Raw genomic sequence first — 17,459 nt, forward strand, 5'->3', positions numbered from 1 at the left:
TGCTCGAACAGAATGACGAATGGGCCGTCCAGCGGTCGCGCTACATGACCCTGGAAAGCATCGCCCCGATCGGCGATGATCCCCTCGTCAGCCTGCCCACCCTCGCAGCCTGATCGTCCCGGCCCAAGCCGGTGATCGTGGTGGCCCTCACCAAGCTACACCACGCCCAGGGACACGACCGCCACAGGAGCCAGAGTCGCAACGGTGTTCCGTCGGGAAGAGGACGGCCGCCCGGATCGGGGCGGCCGCCGTGGCGCTTAGCGGAGGAGCTGCAGGACGCTCTGCTGGGCCTGGTTGGCCAGCGACAGCGCCGAGATCGTCAGCGAGTTGCGGGTCGAGAGGGCCTGGGAGTTGGCAGCCTCCTCGTTCAGGTCGGCGCTGGTGAGGTTCGACGAACCGGTCTGCAGCACGTTGATGATGCTCTTGTTGAAGCTCTGACGGTTCTGCACCACCGAGAGGTTGGAGCCGAAGGTCGAAGCCTGGGCCCGCAGCGCAGAGGAGGCGGTGGACAGCGATGAGATCACGTTGTTGGTCGCCGAATTGTCCTCGAACTCGTTGGCGCCGTTCTGCCCAAGCTTCGACAGACCCAGGCCGGCGGCGTCGAACTGGACGCCCTGAAGGTTCAGCGTCGAGCTGCCCTTCTCGTTGAAGGTCAGCTTCAGCGTGTCACCGTTCAGCAGGTTGACCCCGTTGAAGGACGAGTCCTGAGCCGTCGTCTTGATGTTGTCGAGGATCGAGTTGAACTGGCTCAGGAGCGAAGAGCGGGTGGCCTGGGAGTTCGCGTCAGCCACCGGTGCAGCGGCCGCCGAGAAAACGCTCGCGGCGGTGCCGCCGATTGCGCCACCATCAGCGGTGCTGCCGATGGTCGAGGACGCGTGGTCGTTGGTGGTCTGGATCGTCAGCTTGCCACTCGCATCCACCGTCGCCGACAGGTTGTTGGCGCTAAGCTGGGTGTTGAGCTGATCCAGCGTCTTGACCGTGCCGTTGGTACCGTCGCCGAAGGTGACGTTGACGGCAGTCCCCTTATTCAGCGATCCGAAGGTCAGCGTCTTGCCGGACAAGCCACCGGGCGTCGATGACCGGGATGCGGTGAAGGTGGTGTCGGTCCCGGCATTGCCAGCCAGGCCGAGCGCGGACAGCGCATTGCCTGTGCCGGTGATGCTGAGGTCGGAAGTGGTTCCTGTGCTGAGCTTGAGAACGCCGCCCGAGATGCTGGAGGCAGCGACGCCCGAGACGGCAGCCGGCGTGGCGGCGCCGCTAGCGATGGTGGCGGTCTGCGCGCCGGTTGCGAAATCGACGGCCTTCAGGACGTCGGCAATCGAGCCGGCCTGGAGGAAGACGGTCGAGTTGCCACTGCCGTCGGTCACGACGTTGCCGGACACGCCCGAGCCGGATGCAACGTTCGCAGCCGCCGGGGTCTGAGCGTTCTTGAACGTGATGGTCTTGCCATTCACGTTCAGGGTCGACCCGTCCTGGATCAGGCTGGAGGTCGAGGTCGAAACCGTCGCACGCGTTGCCGTCACCGTCGCCGGGTTCGAACCCGTCGCCGTGGATACACCCAGGGCCTTCAGGAGATCCGCTTTGCCGGTGACGTTGAGGTCGGAGCCGGTCGAAGAGTTCAGAGTCACGGCACCAGTCGTGATGCTCGAAACGGTCTGGCCAGAGCTCGTCGTGATCGTCGCGGCACCGGCGGTGCTGTTGACGGCGGTTTTGACGCCGCTCGCGAGATCGACCGCCGTCAGAAGGTCGCCGACCGTACCGGCGGGCGTGGTGGTCGTTCCGAGGTAGACAGTCGAGTTTCCGGTACCGTCGGTCAGGACGTTTCCGCTCGTGCCCGAGCCGGCCGGGATCGATGTGCCGGTCGGCGCGCTGCCGGCGCGGAAGGTGATGGTCTTTCCGTTCACCGAGAGCGTATCGCCATCGGCAGGCTGAGCGTTCCCCGCAAGACCCGTGGCCGTGGCGCCGCCGGAGGCGATCAGGGTTATGCTGGGGGTCAGTGCCGCCGAGCCGTCGCCCGCGGTGGCTGCAGTGCCGACCTTCGCAGCGAGCGTGCCACCAAGCGTCGTCGATCCGGTTGCAGCGGTCGTACCGCCTGCAGCACCACTGAAGATCCCGTTGCTTGAAGCCAGAGCGTTTGCATACGAGGTCGTGCCACGGAGGTCGGCAGCGGTCGCGCCGGTGATCGTGGTCGAGACGTTCGACTTTGTGGAGTAACCGATCGTGCTCTGAAGCGCCTGGTTGGCGACCGACTTCGCCGAGTCGACCAGCTTCTGCAGCGAGGTGAGGCCGGTGTTGGCGGCCTGGATCACCTGGACGCCGTTCGAGATCGAGTCGAGCAGGTTCGAGAGGTCGTTCGAGCGGCTGTCGAGGCCCTGAGAGGTGAAGAACGAGGTCGGGTTGTCGAGGGCCGAATTGACCTTCTTGCCGGTCGACAGCCGGTTCTGGGTCGTCGCCAGCAGGCTGGCGGTATCCTGGGCGACGAGGAGGTTCTGACGCGTCGCAGACGAAAGCGTGATGCCTGAAGACATGAGATTCGATCCATTCTGATCGGTGCGCCTCCCATTTTGGAGGCTGCCGCCAGAAACCACGTCCGCGTTGCCATCGGCTTAATGCGGATGGTGAAGGAATCTCTCCTCGCGAACACCGTATATCCAGCTATCTCGAATTTCGTATACGTATGAATGACTTGCCCAACGAACAAGTGGGATGGATTTACGAAACGTTTACCCGAATTCTGCAAAGCTCGCCCGAGCGAAACCCGGGTGATCCATGCCTCTCAAGATCGAGCTAAAGCCGTTCGAGCGTTTGCTGATCGGCGGAACGGCGATCCGCAACGGATCGCGCCGCTCCAGCTTCGTCATCGAGACGGTGACGCCGTTCCTGCGCGAGAGCGACATCATCCTGGAAAGCGAGGCCGACACGGCCTGCAAGCGGCTCTACCTCACGCTGACCGTGATGTACCTCGCCTCGAACCCGCCTGAGGCCGAGGACGCCTTCGTCGTCCAGGCCACCGAACTGATGAAGGCAGCCCCGAGCATGGCCCCGTACATCCACGACATGCACGAGCATATCGCGAGCGCCGACTTCTACCGGGCGCTCAAGCGGTGCAAGGAGCTGATCCAGTACGAGCTGGAGCTCGCGCAGCGGCTCAAGGCTTGAATTTCGGTTTCACACCGAGGCAATGGTACGATCGGGGGAAAACGGATGGTCAGTCGGCGTCTTCACGGCACGACACCGTCCTGAAATGGCCACGCCTTCAAACCACGGAGGCGCTCTTTATAGAGCGGGCAAAGGCGGGAAGTCTTTTCGGACGCTTCCGGCTCCCGTCCGCAATTCAAGATGACTTGGCAGGTGTGGTCGGCCGTCGCACGGCCTTCGGCATCCGGCGGTGCGCGATCGAAGGCCATCCACGCGCGCACGGCACAGCTCGGGTCTCGTCGACCGCATCGTACCGGTCGTGCAGACCGACGCCGCGCCCCCGTCGCGGAGGCGCAGCTTATTCGGCGATCAGGTGCGCAGACCCGCGGCGACCTGCTGGTTGATGTTGATCAGCGCCGTCAGGTTCTCGGGCTTCGGTTCGACGAGGGTGTCGACGATCCGCCGGAACACGAACACCGAAAGGCCGGCGATGTTGTCCTTGACCTCGGACGGCAGCGGGTTCTCCGGAGCCGTCGCGCCGGTCGCGAGGAGCGTCCAGACCTTCTGATTGAAGTTCAGAGCCTTGTTCAGCGAGCCGCCGGCATCGTTCCAGTTGTCGCGCACCGATTCGAGCTGGCGCGCGGCCTTGATCAGCACGGCGGCTTCAGCCTCGCGCGGGCTGAGCACGCTCTGCGCGGTGCGGGCATAGGCGTTTGCAGCGAAACTCATCGATCGGCGGCTCCCCCCGCGGGCCGGCGGGCACGGAGCGCCTTTATTGCAGACCGGCGTTAACGACCTGTAAGCGCGCCGGTCACGCCGCCCGCTTCTTACCTTTCTTCTCGCGCCCCTGCCCCGGCGCGCTCTTGCCGGCGCGGGATCGATCGAGGACGAACTTGGCGTACTCGTCCATGTCACCGGCAAACGGTCTCACCGTGTTGTCGGCCGCGAGCCACAGGCGGTCGGCGACCAGCTCCATCAGCGAGCGGTCGTGGGTGATGAGGATGACCGCGCCCTCGTAATCGTTCAGCGCATCGAGCAGCGCCCGGCGGCTGTCGATGTCGAGGTGGTTGGTCGGCTCGTCGAGGATCAGGAGGTGGGGCGCCCGCATCGCCACGAGGTTGAGCAGCAGCCGCGCCCGCTCGCCGCCCGAGAGCGAATCGACCGTGGTCTCCTGCTTCTCGTAGGCGAGGCCGAAGCTCGCGAGCTTGCCGCGGCGCGCCGATTCGCTGTCCTCCGGGCGCTCGCGCCGGATGATCGCGAGCGGCGTGTCCTTTGGGTCCATCGCCTCGATCTGGTGCTGGTGGAACCAGCCGACCTGCACTCGGCCTTCGCGTGTCATCCGCCCCGAGCGGATGTCGAGGGCGCCGGCGGCCATCTTGGCGAAGGTCGACTTGCCGGCACCGTTGACGCCGAGCAGGCCAATGCGGTCGTCGATGTCGAGGGTCAGGTTCAGGTCGCGCAGGATCGCTGGGTCGTCGCCGTAGCCGACCTCGACGTCGGTGAGATGCATCAGCGGCGGCGCCAGCGGGCGCTTCGGCGACGGCAGGCGGAACGGCGCCACGTGCTCCTCGATCGTCGTCGCGATCGGTTCGAGCTTGGCCAGGCGCTTGACCCGTGACTGCGCCTGCGCCGCCTTCGAAGCCTTCGCCTTGAAGCGGTCGATGAAGCTCTGAAGATGGGCGCGCTCGGCGTCCTGCTTGGCCTTGGCCGAGAGCTGGAGCCGGGCCTTCTCGGCGCGGCGCCGCTCGAAGTCGTCGTAGCCGCCGGCGTAGAGTTCGAGTTGCCCGTTGGCGACGTGCAGGATCGAATCGACGGAGTTGTTCAGCAGCTCGCGGTCGTGGCTGATGATCAGCGCCGAATGCGGATAGCGCTTCAGCCGCGCCTCCAGCCACAGCGCGCCTTCGAGGTCGAGGTAGTTCGTCGGCTCGTCGAGCAGCAGCACATCGGGGGCGGTAAACAACGCCGCCGCCAGCGCGACCCGCATGCGCCAGCCGCCGGAGAACTCGGACATGGGCCGCTCGAGGTCGGCCACCGAGAAGCCGAGGCCCGCCAGGATCTCGCCGGCGCGGGCCGGCGCCCGGTCGGCATCGATCTCGATCAGCCGGCCGTAGATCTCGCCCATGCGCTCGGGCTCGGCGGTCTCGAGCTCGGCGTAGAGGGCGTCGCGCTCGACGTCGGCGGCGAGGATCGTGTCGATCAGGCTGACCGGCGTCGCCGGATGCTCCTGATCGACGGCGCCGATGCGCGCGGTCTTGGGCAGGAACACCGTACCAGAATCCGGCTGGAACTCGCCCAGCACGATCTTGAACAGGGTCGACTTGCCGACGCCGTTGCGCCCGACGATCCCGACCTTGGCGCCGGGCGGGATCGCCACGCTAGCCTTCGTGAAGAAGCGCCGCCCCCACATGTTGAAGGTCAGGTCATCGATCTGCAGCATGATAGGGGTCACGGGGTGGGAGCGGAGGCGCTCCTCACTCCCTACCGCACTGCAGCAAATAGTGCGAGCGACGCGGCCCTACCGTGTGGCGGCGGTGGCGATCGCCTTCGTCAGGGGCGCGGCCGGCACCGTGTTCTCCCAGAAGCGCCCGGTCTTCGCGCGCTCGAAGCCGGCTTCGTAGAGGTTGCGCATGTAGGCGGTGTCGAAGCCGTCCGGCGTGGCGAGCTTAGGCCCGTCCTCCGGGATGTAGGTGAGGTTGAAGCCGATGCCGTTCTCGCGGGCGAAGGCGTACGTTGCGGCCAACGTCTGGCGGCTGCGCGCACGGCTCGCGGTGGTGAAGGAGCGCCCGACGATCGACAGGGTGTTGTTCTGCGTCACGTCGAATTCCGGCTCCAGGCGGCCGTTGATGATGACGTAGATCCGCCCCCGCTGCCCGGTTTGCAGGCGCTTGTCGCGGAGCAGCAGGGCCTGCGGCAGGGTGAAGACCGGCGTGACCACGGAGCCGTCGACATGCAGCTCCTGGAAGGCGCGCCCGTCGGCCTGCACGTCGATGAGCTGGGGCGGGAACACCGCCGGGATGCTCGCCGACGCGGTGAGCACGTCGCGGAACAGGTCGACCGCGTTCGGCGCGCCGCTCGCGGCGATGGCGCCCATGTTCCAGATCGTGGCGCGCTGGCTGTCGAGGTTCGTCGTCACCACCAGCAGGCGGCGGCCCTTGGCGTGCTCGGCGGCGATGGCCGCGAGCAGGTCGGCGTTGACGTAGCGGCCGACGAGGTCGCGCAGGCGCCCGTCGCCGAACAGGCCGGAGCCGAACAGCACGTTCACCACGCTCGGGCTCTGCACCAGGGTACCGGCGATGCCGCTGGTGTAGATGTCAGTGAGATAGGAATCGTACGAGGTGCCGAGGAACGCGAACGGCGCGATCAGCGATCCCGTGCTGACGCCCGACACCAGCGAGAATTCCGGCCGCGTGCCCGAAGCCGACCAGCCGTTGAGCACGCCGGCCCCGTAGGCGCCGTCCCCGCCGCCGCCGGACAGGGCGAGATAGCTGAAGCCCTGGCGCTTGTTCTGGGGGGTTGCGGCCATCTCGGTGAAGGTCTCGACCGAGGCGTCGGAAAACACGCGCGCGCCGGGGATGCCTGGCACGCCGGCCACCGCCGCCTCGGCGGCCGTGTACGGAATCCTCGGCACCGAGGAGCAGGCGGCAAGCTGAGCCGCAAAAGCGAGCACGAGGCACTCGCGCAGCCAACCATATCGACGCGACATCGTCAAAAAACCCCAAGCCCGACGAGCGCCGTCACGGCAAGCGAACGAGCTTGGCCATAGTACCGTTCCTGGCCTTCGGCGGCAATGGAACCGTACGCCCACAGGTGGTGCACCAGGGTCACACGCGTGCCGTCCGGAACGCCTGGGTTCCCGTGCGGACATTGGTCGGTGGACAGCCTTCGCTCCGGTTCCCGCGCCCTTGCATCGGCGGAGAACGGTCCTGTAGGTTGACTGCGTCGCCGGATGCCTCAGGGGGGTACGGCGTCATGACCAGCGGCGCGCACGACGGGCTTCGCGCCGGCCTTGTCCCGAGCTTCGGGAGCGGCCGGATCGCGAGGACAGGTCGCGTCCGATCCGCGCCTTCACTGCCGGGGATCGAGGCAGCCCGCGGGTTCAGATCGGGAGGGGCGAGACCATGGATACCATCTTGAGTTGGACGGACGAGCGGGTGACGCTGCTGCGCCAGCTGTGGGAAGACGGCCAGAGCGCGAGCAAGATCGCGGCGCAGCTCGGCGGCGTCACCCGCAACGCGGTGATCGGCAAGGTGCACCGGCTCGGGCTGTCCGGCCGCGTGTTGAAGCCGGTCGAGGATGCGACGGCCGCCCGGCGCAAGCCCGCCCAGGAGGTCGAGATCGAGACGGCCATCGCCGTGGTCGAGGTCGAGGCGCCCGAGCCAGTAGCGATCCTTTCGCACCGGCTCGCACCGGACTTCCCCGTCCCGGCCGCCAAGCCCGAGCCCGTGGCGCTCGCCGCCTCGCAGCGGGTGACGATCATGGACCTCCGGGAATCGATGTGCCGTTGGCCGATCGGCGACCCGACCACGCCGGAATTCGGATTCTGCGGCGCGCGCTCGATCACCGGCCTGCCCTACTGCACGCACCACGCCCAGATCGCCTATCAGCCGGCGGCCGAGCGCAAGCGCGACCGCCGCGTGGCCGGCTTCCGCTAAGAGACCTCAGGGGCCGAGAAGGTCGATCAGGTAGGGGATCAGCGGCTCGTCGGCCGGCGGCATGGCGAGGTCGCGGAGGTCGCGCGGGCGCACCCACTTGATCGCCTGCCCCTCGAGCGAGCGCGGCGTGCCGTTCCAGCGACGGCAGACGTAGAGCGGCATCAGAAGGTGGAAGTCCGGGTAGGCGTGGCTCGCGAAGGTGAGCGGCGCCAGGCACGGTTCCTCGACGCGGATGTCGATCTCCTCGGCGAGCTCGCGGATGAGCGTCGCCTCGGGGCGCTCGCCCGGCTCGACCTTGCCGCCTGGGAACTCCCAAAGCCCCGCCAGCTTCTTGCCGGGCGGACGCTCGCTGACGAGCACGCGGCCATCGTGGTCGACAAGCGCCACGGCGACGACGAGGAGCAGGCGCACCGGCGCAGGCACGGCGGTGCTCATCGGCCGATCGCAAAGGTGGTGGTGACCTCGGCCGAACTGCTGATCGTCCCTGCTTCGATCGGGACGCGCTTCGGCGATGCCACAGCGCGGCTCGCCTGAAGTCCCATCGGGACGGACGTGCGGTTCGCGACGAGCGAGCAGAGGCTGCCCAGCCGCGCGCCGACGGCTTCGGCGAGCGCCGCAGCCTGCGTGCGGGCAGTGCGCGCCGCGTCGACCTGCAAGGCCGCCTCGACGCGGTCGGGATCGGTCAGCCCGAAGCCGATGGAATCGATCCGGTTGGCCCCCGCTTCGAGCGATCGTCGCAGCAGGTCGCCGAGGCGGCTCATATCGGCGAGCCGCAGGGTGACGCGGTTCGACGCCCGGTAGCCGTCGGGCTCGTCCTGGCTCGTGCCGTTCGGTCGGGTGATCGTGCGGGTAGCAGGCTCGAGCACGACCGCGGCGGTGCCGATGTCGCCGACCGGGATGCCGACCTCGCGGCCGAGCGCGACGACGCCGGCCACGCCCTTAGAGGTCGCGTCGAGGGCCGCGGCGGCGTTGCCCGCCCGCGCCTCGACGCCGACCGTCACCTCGGCGAAGTCCGGCGCCCGCGTCGTCTGAGCCCGGCCGGTGACGGTGATGCCGCGACGGCAGGCGTCGTCGTCGGCATGCGCCGGCAGCGCCGCGACGACGGGCAGGATAATGAGTGCAGTGGCGACGCGCCTCACGAGCGGTAATCCCCGTTGATCTCGATGTAGCCCTTGGTGAGGTCGCAGGTCCAAACCCGGGCCTTGCCGGCTCCGAGGCCGAGGTCGACCCGGACGACGACATCGGATTTGCGCATCACCGCGCTCGCAGCGTCCTCGCTGTAATCCGGGTCACGCGCCCCGGCGACGGCGACGCGCACGTCGCCGAACCAGATCGCAAGGCGGTCGCGGTCGGCGGGCTCGCCGGCCTTGCCGACGGCCATCACAACGCGGCCCCAGTTGGCGTCCTCGCCGGCGACCGCGGTCTTGACCAGCGGTGAGTTGGCGATCGACATCGCGATGCGGTGCGCCGAGGCGTCGCTCTCGGCGCCGCCGACCTCCACGGTGACGAACTTGCGCGCGCCCTCGCCGTCCTTGGCGACGAGCTGCGCCAGCTCGATCAGCAGGTCGTCCAAGGCCGCGCGAAAGCCTGCGAGCCGCGGGTCCGCCGCGTCCGAGACCGGGACCGTGGCGGCGGCACCGGTGGCGAACAGCATCAGCGTGTCGGAGGTCGAGGTGTCGCCGTCCACGGTCACGCAGTTGAAGCTCTTGTCCGCGCCCGCCGTCAGCATCGCCTGAAGCACCGGCTGCGGCAGCGCCGCGTCGGTGAACACGAAAGCGAGCATCGTCGCCATGTCGGGCGCGATCATGCCGGCGCCCTTGGCGATGCCGTTGATCGTCACCGCCACGCCGTCGATCTCGGCCGTGCGGCTCGCGGATTTCGGGAAGGTGTCGGTGGTCATGATCGCCCGGGCGGCGGCGTCCCAGGCCTCGGCTCCCGCGGCCGTGCGGGCAGCGCACTCGGCCAGCACGCCCTCGAACTTGGTCGCATCGAGGGGTTCCCCGATGACGCCGGTGGAGGCGACGAAGACCTCGCCCTCGGTGCAACCGGCGGCGGCGGCGGCGATCCGCGCCGTCAGCGCCACCGCGTCCCGTCCTCGCGACCCCGTGAACGCATTGGCGTTACCGGAGTTCACGACCAGCACCTGCGCCGAGCCGGCGGCAAGCGCCTCGCGGCACCAATCGACCGGCGCGGAGGGGCAGCGCGAGCGGGTAAACACGCCGGCGGCCGCGGTGCCGGCGTCGAGGCCGACATAAAGGACGTCGGTGCGGCCGGAATAGCGGATGCCGGCCTGGGCGGTGGCGAGCCCGACGCCGCGGATCGCTGGCAGGGTCGGCATTGAGGCCGGCGCGAGCGGGGAGACGGAGGGAGACTTTGCGGACGACATCGATACCCTCTCCATTCGATCGCGGCATCGCCGGCGACGGGGTCCTGTTGCCCCGCGAGCCCCGCAGCGGTCAACCGCCTGCCCGATCGGAGCGCATGCCCGCTTCCTGGGCGTGCCGGCTTGGGAATAAGGCGCAATCGCGGCGGGGGGCTTGCGCGACCGCGCCGTCCCGGCCTAGCATGCTGCGATGCAACGCGAACGCCGAGTCGAACGCGGAATGCCGCAAAACACCAGCGCACAAACGCTCGTGAACGCCCCCCAGCCCCCAGGCGGCTGTTATGGGGTCCAAGTCCTCGTCGCCGGCCGGCAGAAGCGCTGGCGGGATGAGGTATCCAATCAGATACGCCGCGCAGGCTATCAGGCCACGGCCTGTGACAGCGGTGTCGATGCCCTCACGGTTCTCGTCCTCGGGTTGCCGGTGGACGTGCTCGTCGCCGATGTCGGCCTCGAAGGCGACCTGTGCTGCTCGCGCCTCGCCGTCGAGGCCCGTGCCCTCCGGCCGGGTCTGCGCATCGTCCTGGCGAGCGACTACTATGAGGAGATGTCGGACGACGCCTCGCACCTCTTCCCGGACGCGATTCTGATTCCGCGCGACCTCCGCAACAACGCCGTCGCGAGCACCGTGCGCGAAGCGCTGGCGAGCCGGTCGGCCTGACGCCGGTTTAAGGCCACAGCACGTAGGCGATTAGCGCGAGGTTGCTCCAGCCGTGGAGCGCGATGCACGGCCACAGGCGGCCTGTGCGCCAGCGCAGCCAGCCGAGCATCAATGCCAGCGGCGCCAGCGAGACCGGGCGCGCCAAACCCCAGGCCGAGACGTGCGCCAGCGCGAAGACTAGTGCCGTGACGAGGATCGTCGCCGCGGGTGGCAGGAAGCGGCGGGCGGCGGCGAAGCCCTCGCCGCGCATCAGCATCTCCTCCGCGGCCGGCGCCAGCACCACGACGTAGCTGAGCCATACCGCGACGGCGGCAGGGCTCAGCATCGGCGAGAGCCGCACGCCGCTTCCGAAGGCGGCGCCGAACGCCTCGGCCGTCCCGGTGACCCAGGCGATGTGTACGATCGGCCAGAGCAGGAGGATCAGCAGCAGGGTGCGCGGCCGCATCCCGTTCGGGCGCTCGCGGTCCAGCGCCAGCCTGCGCCGCCAGGCGGACCCGTCGCGGCCAAGCGCCCCCGTCACGACGAGACCTGCCAAGAAGACTTGGCGGAGCACATCGACGGCGAGTTCGCGCCAGACGAGCTCGGTGGCGCCGACATAGGGACGCCGCACCGCGTCGAGGAACGGGTCGATCCCGGCGAGCAGGTCGGCGCCCACCCGCACCGCGGCCAGCGACATCAGGCTGGCCACCGCGAGGTAGAGCAGGAGCATCCCGACCAGGACGACGAGGTTCAGGGCGAGGCGCCCGGCCGCGACCCATCGCCGGCCCGGTTCGGACGGTGCGGCGGCGTCGACGGGCAGGGCGCCATGATCGGGCTTCAAAACCGCGGCGATCCCCTCTATGTTCTCTCGTCCGGTCGAAAGGCCGGAATGGCGACGAACGCTCTTGGCGACGCGCCGGTCACTTCGAACCTATCGGATCCGCTTCGTCCACCGTAGCCCCCTGCCATCGGACACGATGGCGCTGCCGGGCCGGACGACCGGGCAGGTCCGCCGGCGCGGTGGTCGGCAGGGTGTCGCGACGGCGCACGTCGGCCGCTCGGTATCCCGGCCTCCGGCGACGGAAGCCGCCTTCCTTTCTCATCCGATCCGGTACGCGTCCCGCGCGACAGGTCGTCGGGCAGACCGCACAGAGCGACCGAAGATGGCAGACGACCTGATCCGCTACGATCTCCTGGTCCAGGACGCCCTCCGGGGCGTCGTGCGCAAGGTGCTGACCGACGCCGCCCGCGAGGGCTTGGCGGGCGAGCACCACTTCTACGTCTCCTTCCGCACCGAGGCCCCGGGCGTGCGGATGTCGCAGGCACTGCGCGAGAAGTATCCGCAGGACATGACGATCGTCCTCCAGCACCAGTTCTGGGATCTCGGCGTCACCGAGCACAGCTTCGAGGTCGGGCTGTCGTTCTCGGGCGTGCCCGAGCGTCTTCTGGTGCCGTTCGATGCCCTGTCGGGGTTCTTCGACCCGTCGGTCCAGTTCGGCCTCAAGTTCGACCTGAACGAAACCGCCGAGGTCGCCGGCGAGGACGCGGCGCCGAGCGCCGCGAAGGCCGGCCCGCGCGGCGCGGCCTCCGAGCCCACCGAGATGAAGCCGAAAGCCGGAACCGGGATCGCCGCGATCGGCAGCAACGTCCCGAAGGTCATCCCCGCCCTCCCCGCGGCGCAGAACGCCAGCAAGGCGGACGAGAAGGAGCCGCGTGTCGCCGCCAAGGCCGCGAAGAAGGACGGCGACGGTGGCGAGGCGAGCGCCGAGGTCGTCAGCCTCGACGCGTTCCGCAAGAAGAGCTGAGCTGCATCGCTCCACCTGGGACCTCGCCCCTCGGGGCTTTCGCGAGGCGGAAGCTTCGAAGACGCAGTCGTGAACGGGAGCGGCGGTTCAAACATCCGGCAAGCGAACAAAAAAAGGCCGGCGCTTGGTGGCGCCGGCCTTTTCTCGGAGCGGCGACATCCACCTTTCGGCCGACGTCCCGTTTTATTGGTCGGAGTAGCAGGACTTGAACCTGCGACCCCCTGTCCCCCAGACAGGTGCGCTACCGGGCTGCGCTATACTCCGTCACGTCCGCTCCGTCGGGCCGTTCGAGCACCGACACCCCGAAGGGTCCGCGGGTCTTAGCTTTCCGCTCCGGGGCACGCAAGCCCCGTTCCTGCGCTTCGCCGAAACAGCATGCTAGGCCGCAGCGGGCGCAGGCGAAGAAGCCTCTTGCGCGATGCCGGCCGGATCGGACACGACGCGGTGCAGCGCAGGGAGGTCGGCGGTGGCGGTCTATTTCACGAGCGACACCCATTTCGGCGATCCGCGCATCCTGCGGCTCGATCGCCGGCCCTTCGCCGACCTCGCGACGCACGACGCCGCGTTGATCGCGAACTGGAATCGGGTCGTCGGCGCCGACGATAGCGTCTGGCATCTCGGCGACTTCGCCCTCGGACCGCCGCGGGAGCGAGTCCACGCGATCCTCGCCGGCCTTCACGGCGTGAAGCACCTGATCGTCGGCAACAACGACGGCCCCGACACCCTCGACGCGCCGGGCTGGGCCTCGATCGCGCATTACGCGGAGATCGCGGTGGAGGGTCGCGGCTTGGTGCTGTGCCATTACGCCTTCCGGACCTGGAACGGCATCGGCCGCGGCGTGCTCAACCTGCACGGCCATTCCCACGGGCAGCTGCGCACTGCGCCCAAACAGTACGATGTCGGCGTTGACGCCCAGGGGTTCGTGCCGGTGGACCTTGCCGCGATCCTGATTTCGCGCCGCAGCCGCAGCGCAGCGAAAGCGGAACCATCGGTCTAGCTCCGCCGTTGTGCGCTCATACCGGCGGTTGAAAGACACCGGTCGAATACTTCGCCTCTTCCAGCGTACTGCTTACGTGATTGTCTTCACGGTGGCCCATGACCCGATCTGACACACCGATGCTGGCCGTGTTCGGCCTGGTCCTCTCCCTCGCCCCGGCGTTCGCGGCGCCGGCGTGCCTCGAGGCTCGCGCCAAGATCGACGAGGCTTCGGCCCTTCGCTACCAGGCGAGGCAGGAAGCCCGGCTCGGAAACCACGACCGCGTCTGCGACACGCTCGACGAGGTCGGCGACCGCTACAACGACGCCCGCGACGGCTTCGAGGATTGCGGCGCCGGCGTTGTTGCGATCGATCTTCGCACCGAGTTGCGAAACCTTCGCATCGCCAAACGCGTAAACCGCTGCGACTGACCGGGTGCGCGCCCGCACCGCAAAGCCTCTTCGTTCCCACCATCGTCACATCGAGCGCGACGCTGCACGTCGCCGACAGGGCCAGCCGCCATGACCACCGAGACCCAGACCGTTGCCGTCCCGACCGGTCCCTCCTTCGCCGCCGCGCTCTGCGGGTTCCTGAGCACCACCGCCGCGACGACCATGCTCATGTTCCTGCTGAGCAGCGTCTGAGCCGGACGGACATGCTCAAGGCGCGACGGACCAGAACCGGCGCCGATTGAAGAGCATCTCCTGCGTGCCGATGGTCGGCGCGGCCGCCACGGGCGGCGGGCATGCCGGCTCCGCCCGTGGCGGAGCCGCCATCAGGGTCATCGGCGTGGCGGGGAACAGGCCAAGCCGCTGCTGGATGTCCGGGTTGCGTGCGCCGGCGATCGCGGCGATGCCGACGATCAACGCCCCGGCCACAGCTCCCAGAACGAAGTTCATCATCCCACACGATTCCCGCGGTCCGACCCACCCACGGCCCGCACGCCGCGTGTGATCGCGCAAGCCGGCGGCATTGCGGCGGGATCGGCCGTCGTCTCTTGGCAGCGATCACTCCATGCGCCGATCGGCCCCTGGATGAACACCTCACGCGGAGGTGGTGCCCCTTCCGTCATGGCACTGGCCACGCCATATTTCTCCCATGGCAATACCGAAGAAGCCCCGGCACGTCTCAGCGACCGGAAAGGCCGACCGGCCGGACGTTCAGCCGCTCGACCCGTTCCTGGCGCAGCTGCTGAGTCCCGCCCTCGCCCGCAGGCCCCAGATCCAGTCCGAGCGGCAGGCGGAGCTTCCGCGGCCGGGCCAGCGCAAGCCAGCCAAGGCGAAGCCGGCTCCGAAGACTGAAGCGAGAGAACCCACCGGCTTCGGCGAAGCGCCGCAGCGCGGCTTCACCACCGCACCCGGTGCCGAGATCGATCCGGCTCTTGCGCAGGCGCTCGGCCTGACCCCGCCCGAAGACGGGCCGGCGCCGGAAGGCGCACCGGACCAATCATCGCTGGCCTCCGACGGCGTCTCGGCGACGGTGGATGCCCTGCAGCGGTTGCTCGAAGAGGGCAACCCGCTGTTCAAGAACGGGGAGACTTGGGTTCCGCACCGGCCGGACCGGCCGGCGAAGTCCGAGGGCGGCAAGCCGTTCCGCCTCGAATCCGAGTTCACGCCGGCGGGCGACCAGCCCACCGCCATCGCCGAGCTCGTGAAGGGCGTGAAAGCCAATGAGCGCGACCAGGTGCTGCTCGGCGTGACCGGCTCGGGCAAGACCTTCACGATGGCGAAGATCATCGAGGAGACTCAGCGACCGGCCCTGATCCTCGCGCCGAACAAGACGCTGGCGGCGCAGCTTTACGGCGAGTTCAAGAGCTTCTTCCCCGACAACGCAGTGGAATATTTCGTCTCCTACTACGACTACTACCAGCCCGAGGCCTACGTGCCGCGCTCGGACACCTTCATCGAGAAGGAATCGTCGATCAACGAGCAGATCGACCGGATGCGGCACTCGGCGACCCGGGCGCTGCTCGAGCGCGACGACGTCATCATCGTCGCGTCGGTCTCGTGCATCTACGGCATCGGCTCGGTCGAGACCTACACGGCGATGTCGTTCACGGTGACGTTGGGCGAGAAGATCGAGCAGCGCCAGCTCGTCGCCGACCTCGTGGCGCTGCAGTACAAGCGCATCCAGTCAGACTTCGCCCGCGGCACCTTCAGGGTGCGCGGCGACGTGATCGAGCTGTGGCCGGCTCACTTGGAGGACCGCGGCTGGCGCATCGGCCTGTTCGGCGACGAGATCGAGGGGATCGTCGAGTTCGACCCGCTCACAGGCAAGAAGATCAACGAGCTGAAGTTCGTGAAGGTCTACGCCAACTCGCACTACGTCACGCCGCGACCGACGCTGCAGCAGGCGATCAAGGGGATCAAGAACGAGCTCAACGGCCGCGTCGAGGAGCTGACCAAGATGGGCCGTCTGATCGAGGCCCAGCGCATCGAGCAGCGCTGCACATTCGACATCGAGATGATCGAGGCGACGGGCGCCTGCAACGGCATCGAGAACTATTCGCGCTACCTCACCGGCCGCAAGCCCGGCGAGCCGCCGCCGACCCTGTTCGAGTACCTGCCCGACAACGCGTTGGTCTTCGCCGACGAGAGCCACGTCACCGTTCCGCAGATCGGCGGCATGTACCGGGGTGACTTCCGCCGGAAGGCGACGCTCGCCGAATACGGCTTCCGCCTGCCCTCCTGCCTCGACAACCGTCCGCTGCGATTCGAGGAATGGGACGCGATGCGGCCGCAGACGGTCAACGTCTCAGCCACGCCCGGCAAGTGGGAAATGGAGCAGACCGGCGGCGTCTTCGCCGAGCAGGTGATCCGCCCCACCGGCCTCGTCGACCCGGTGATCGAAATCCGCCCGGCGCGGAGCCAGGTCGACGACCTGCTCGGCGAGGTGCGCGAGGTTGCGCTCGCTGGCTACCGCACCCTCGTCACCACGCTGACCAAGCGCATGGCCGAGGACCTGACCGAGTACCTACACGAGAACTCGGTTCGCGTGCGCTACATGCACTCCGACATCGACACGCTGGAGCGCATCGAGATCATCCGCGACCTGCGGCTCGGCGCCTTCGACGTGCTGATCGGCATCAACCTGCTGCGTGAGGGCCTCGACATCCCAGAATGCGCATTGGTCTGCATCCTCGATGCCGACAAGGAAGGCTTCCTGCGCTCCGAGACCTCGCTGGTGCAGACCATCGGCCGCGCCGCCCGCAACGCCGACGCGCGCTGCATCCTCTACGCCGACCATATCACCGGCTCGATGGAACGGGCGATGGCCGAGACCGAGCGCAGGCGGCAAAAGCAGCTCGCCTACAATCTCGAGCACGGCATCACGCCCCAGAGCGTGAAGCGCGGGATCAGCGACATCCTCAGCAGCGTGTTCGAGCGCGACCGCGTCCAGGTCGACACCGGGATGGCGGAGATCACCGTCGGCCACAACCTCAAGGCAGTGATGGCCGACCTGGAGAAGCGGATGCGCACCGCCGCCGCCGACCTCGACTTCGAGGAGGCCGCACGCCTGCGCGACGAGCTGAAGCGCCTCCAGGCGACGGAGCTGATGATCTCCGACGACCCGATGGCGCGGCAGGCCGACGTGGAGCGGGACGCCGGCAAGTACGGCCGCAGGGCGCCGCGCGGCTCCGGCACGCGCATTTCGAAGCCGACCCTGGACAACATGGGGCCGGGCACCGACCGCGAGCTGCCGGCGAACGCCGTCGCCTGGACCGAGCGGCCGAAGCCGCGCTCGACCCAGGGGCTCGGCGGCCAGAAGCCGAAATACAAGGGTGGCGGCGGCCGGCGCTGAACGCGCCGGTCGCAGGTCCGGACGCGACCTCGACAAGCCGATCGTTTTTAAGTGGAGGCTTGGGTCG

General features: G+C 68.4%; 17 protein-coding genes and 1 tRNA gene. 8 read left to right on the forward strand and 10 right to left on the reverse strand.

From position 1 onward, the window contains the following. Window positions 1-257: 257 nt before the first annotated feature. Window positions 258-2,528: a DUF1522 domain-containing protein gene (locus FV226_RS17225; RefSeq protein ID WP_147763853.1), complete on the reverse strand. Its 2,271-nt coding sequence runs from the start codon at window positions 2,526-2,528 to the stop codon at window positions 258-260. A gap of 241 nt (window positions 2,529-2,769) precedes the next feature. On the opposite strand from FV226_RS17225, the gene FV226_RS17230 reads away from it, so the two are divergent. Continuing rightward, a complete protein-coding gene (locus tag FV226_RS17230) occupies window positions 2,770-3,159 on the forward strand; it encodes a flagellar biosynthesis repressor FlbT (RefSeq protein ID WP_147751610.1) in 390 nt (129 codons plus the stop codon). Window positions 3,160-3,507: 348 nt separating this feature from the next. On the opposite strand, the gene flaF is transcribed toward FV226_RS17230, so the two are convergent. The 3 genes from flaF to FV226_RS17245 form a co-directional block, all read right to left on the reverse strand. Next, window positions 3,508-3,867 (reverse strand): flagellar biosynthesis regulator FlaF, encoded by a 360-nt coding sequence (gene flaF, locus FV226_RS17235; protein WP_147751609.1) that lies wholly within the window; start codon window positions 3,865-3,867, stop codon window positions 3,508-3,510. 82 nt (window positions 3,868-3,949) lie between these two features. Then, entirely contained in the window at window positions 3,950-5,575 is a 1,626-nt protein-coding gene (locus FV226_RS17240) for an ABC-F family ATP-binding cassette domain-containing protein (RefSeq protein WP_147763854.1), read from the reverse strand. A 78-nt stretch (window positions 5,576-5,653) separates the two neighbouring features. Beyond that, on the reverse strand, window positions 5,654-6,841 hold the full coding sequence (locus tag FV226_RS17245; protein ID WP_147763855.1) for a patatin-like phospholipase family protein: 1,188 nt from the start codon (window positions 6,839-6,841) through the stop codon (window positions 5,654-5,656). Window positions 6,842-7,256: 415 nt separating this feature from the next. Between FV226_RS17245 and FV226_RS17250 the strand changes: the two genes are divergently transcribed. Next, the gene (locus tag FV226_RS17250) at window positions 7,257-7,790 is read left to right on the forward strand and encodes a GcrA family cell cycle regulator (protein WP_147763856.1); all 534 of its coding nucleotides are present in this window, start codon (window positions 7,257-7,259) and stop codon (window positions 7,788-7,790) included. Between the two features lie 6 nt (window positions 7,791-7,796). On the opposite strand, the gene FV226_RS17255 is transcribed toward FV226_RS17250, so the two are convergent. From FV226_RS17255 to argJ, 3 genes are read right to left on the reverse strand one after another with little or no spacing between them, the layout of a single operon-like run. Beyond that, window positions 7,797-8,213, reverse strand: coding sequence for a (deoxy)nucleoside triphosphate pyrophosphohydrolase (locus FV226_RS17255; RefSeq protein ID WP_147763877.1), 417 nt, complete (start codon window positions 8,211-8,213; stop codon window positions 7,797-7,799). An 8-nt stretch (window positions 8,214-8,221) separates the two neighbouring features. Continuing rightward, the gene (locus tag FV226_RS17260) at window positions 8,222-8,929 is read right to left on the reverse strand and encodes an SIMPL domain-containing protein (protein ID WP_147763857.1); all 708 of its coding nucleotides are present in this window, start codon (window positions 8,927-8,929) and stop codon (window positions 8,222-8,224) included. Continuing rightward, window positions 8,926-10,176 carry a bifunctional glutamate N-acetyltransferase/amino-acid acetyltransferase ArgJ gene (gene argJ / locus FV226_RS17265; RefSeq protein ID WP_147763858.1) on the reverse strand — a complete coding sequence of 417 codons (1,251 nt, stop codon included), beginning with the start codon at window positions 10,174-10,176 and terminating at the stop codon, window positions 8,926-8,928. Before argJ ends, FV226_RS17260 begins: the two co-directional genes overlap by 4 nt. 217 nt (window positions 10,177-10,393) lie before the next feature. Here argJ and FV226_RS17270 point away from each other — a divergent pair, with 217 nt between their 5' ends. Further along, a complete protein-coding gene (locus FV226_RS17270; protein ID WP_147763859.1) occupies window positions 10,394-10,831 on the forward strand; it encodes a histidine kinase in 438 nt (145 codons plus the stop codon). A gap of 7 nt (window positions 10,832-10,838) precedes the next feature. Here FV226_RS17270 and FV226_RS17275 read toward each other — a convergent pair whose 3' ends face one another. Then, a complete protein-coding gene (locus FV226_RS17275) occupies window positions 10,839-11,651 on the reverse strand; it encodes a CPBP family intramembrane glutamic endopeptidase (RefSeq protein ID WP_238270700.1) in 813 nt (270 codons plus the stop codon). A 322-nt stretch (window positions 11,652-11,973) separates the two neighbouring features. Between FV226_RS17275 and FV226_RS17280 the strand changes: the two genes are divergently transcribed. Beyond that, on the forward strand, window positions 11,974-12,615 hold the full coding sequence (locus FV226_RS17280) for a ClpXP protease specificity-enhancing factor SspB (RefSeq protein WP_147763860.1): 642 nt from the start codon (window positions 11,974-11,976) through the stop codon (window positions 12,613-12,615). Window positions 12,616-12,802: 187 nt separating this feature from the next. Here the strand turns inward: FV226_RS17280 and FV226_RS17285 are convergent. After that, window positions 12,803-12,879: transfer RNA gene (locus FV226_RS17285), tRNA-Pro, on the reverse strand. Between the two features lie 202 nt (window positions 12,880-13,081). Here FV226_RS17285 and FV226_RS17290 point away from each other — a divergent pair. The 3 genes from FV226_RS17290 (at window position 13,082) to FV226_RS28975 (ending at window position 14,235) form a co-directional block, all read left to right on the forward strand. Beyond that, a complete protein-coding gene (locus FV226_RS17290; RefSeq protein ID WP_147763861.1) occupies window positions 13,082-13,612 on the forward strand; it encodes a metallophosphoesterase in 531 nt (176 codons plus the stop codon). Window positions 13,613-13,710: 98 nt separating this feature from the next. After that, entirely contained in the window at window positions 13,711-14,022 is a 312-nt protein-coding gene (locus tag FV226_RS17295; protein ID WP_147763862.1) for a hypothetical protein, read from the forward strand. Window positions 14,023-14,112: 90 nt separating this feature from the next. Beyond that, entirely contained in the window at window positions 14,113-14,235 is a 123-nt protein-coding gene (locus tag FV226_RS28975) for a hypothetical protein (protein WP_281406043.1), read from the forward strand. Between the two features lie 15 nt (window positions 14,236-14,250). Here FV226_RS28975 and FV226_RS17300 read toward each other — a convergent pair whose 3' ends face one another. After that, on the reverse strand, window positions 14,251-14,493 hold the full coding sequence (locus FV226_RS17300) for a hypothetical protein (protein WP_147763863.1): 243 nt from the start codon (window positions 14,491-14,493) through the stop codon (window positions 14,251-14,253). 196 nt (window positions 14,494-14,689) lie between these two features. On the opposite strand from FV226_RS17300, the gene uvrB reads away from it, so the two are divergent. Continuing rightward, the gene (gene uvrB, locus FV226_RS17305; protein ID WP_147763864.1) at window positions 14,690-17,392 is read left to right on the forward strand and encodes an excinuclease ABC subunit UvrB; all 2,703 of its coding nucleotides are present in this window, start codon (window positions 14,690-14,692) and stop codon (window positions 17,390-17,392) included. The last annotated feature ends 67 nt before the right edge of the window (window positions 17,393-17,459 follow it).

It is taken from the genome of Methylobacterium sp. WL12 (assembly GCF_008039475.1).
Taxonomy (GTDB): domain Bacteria; phylum Pseudomonadota; class Alphaproteobacteria; order Rhizobiales; family Beijerinckiaceae; genus Methylobacterium; species Methylobacterium cerastii.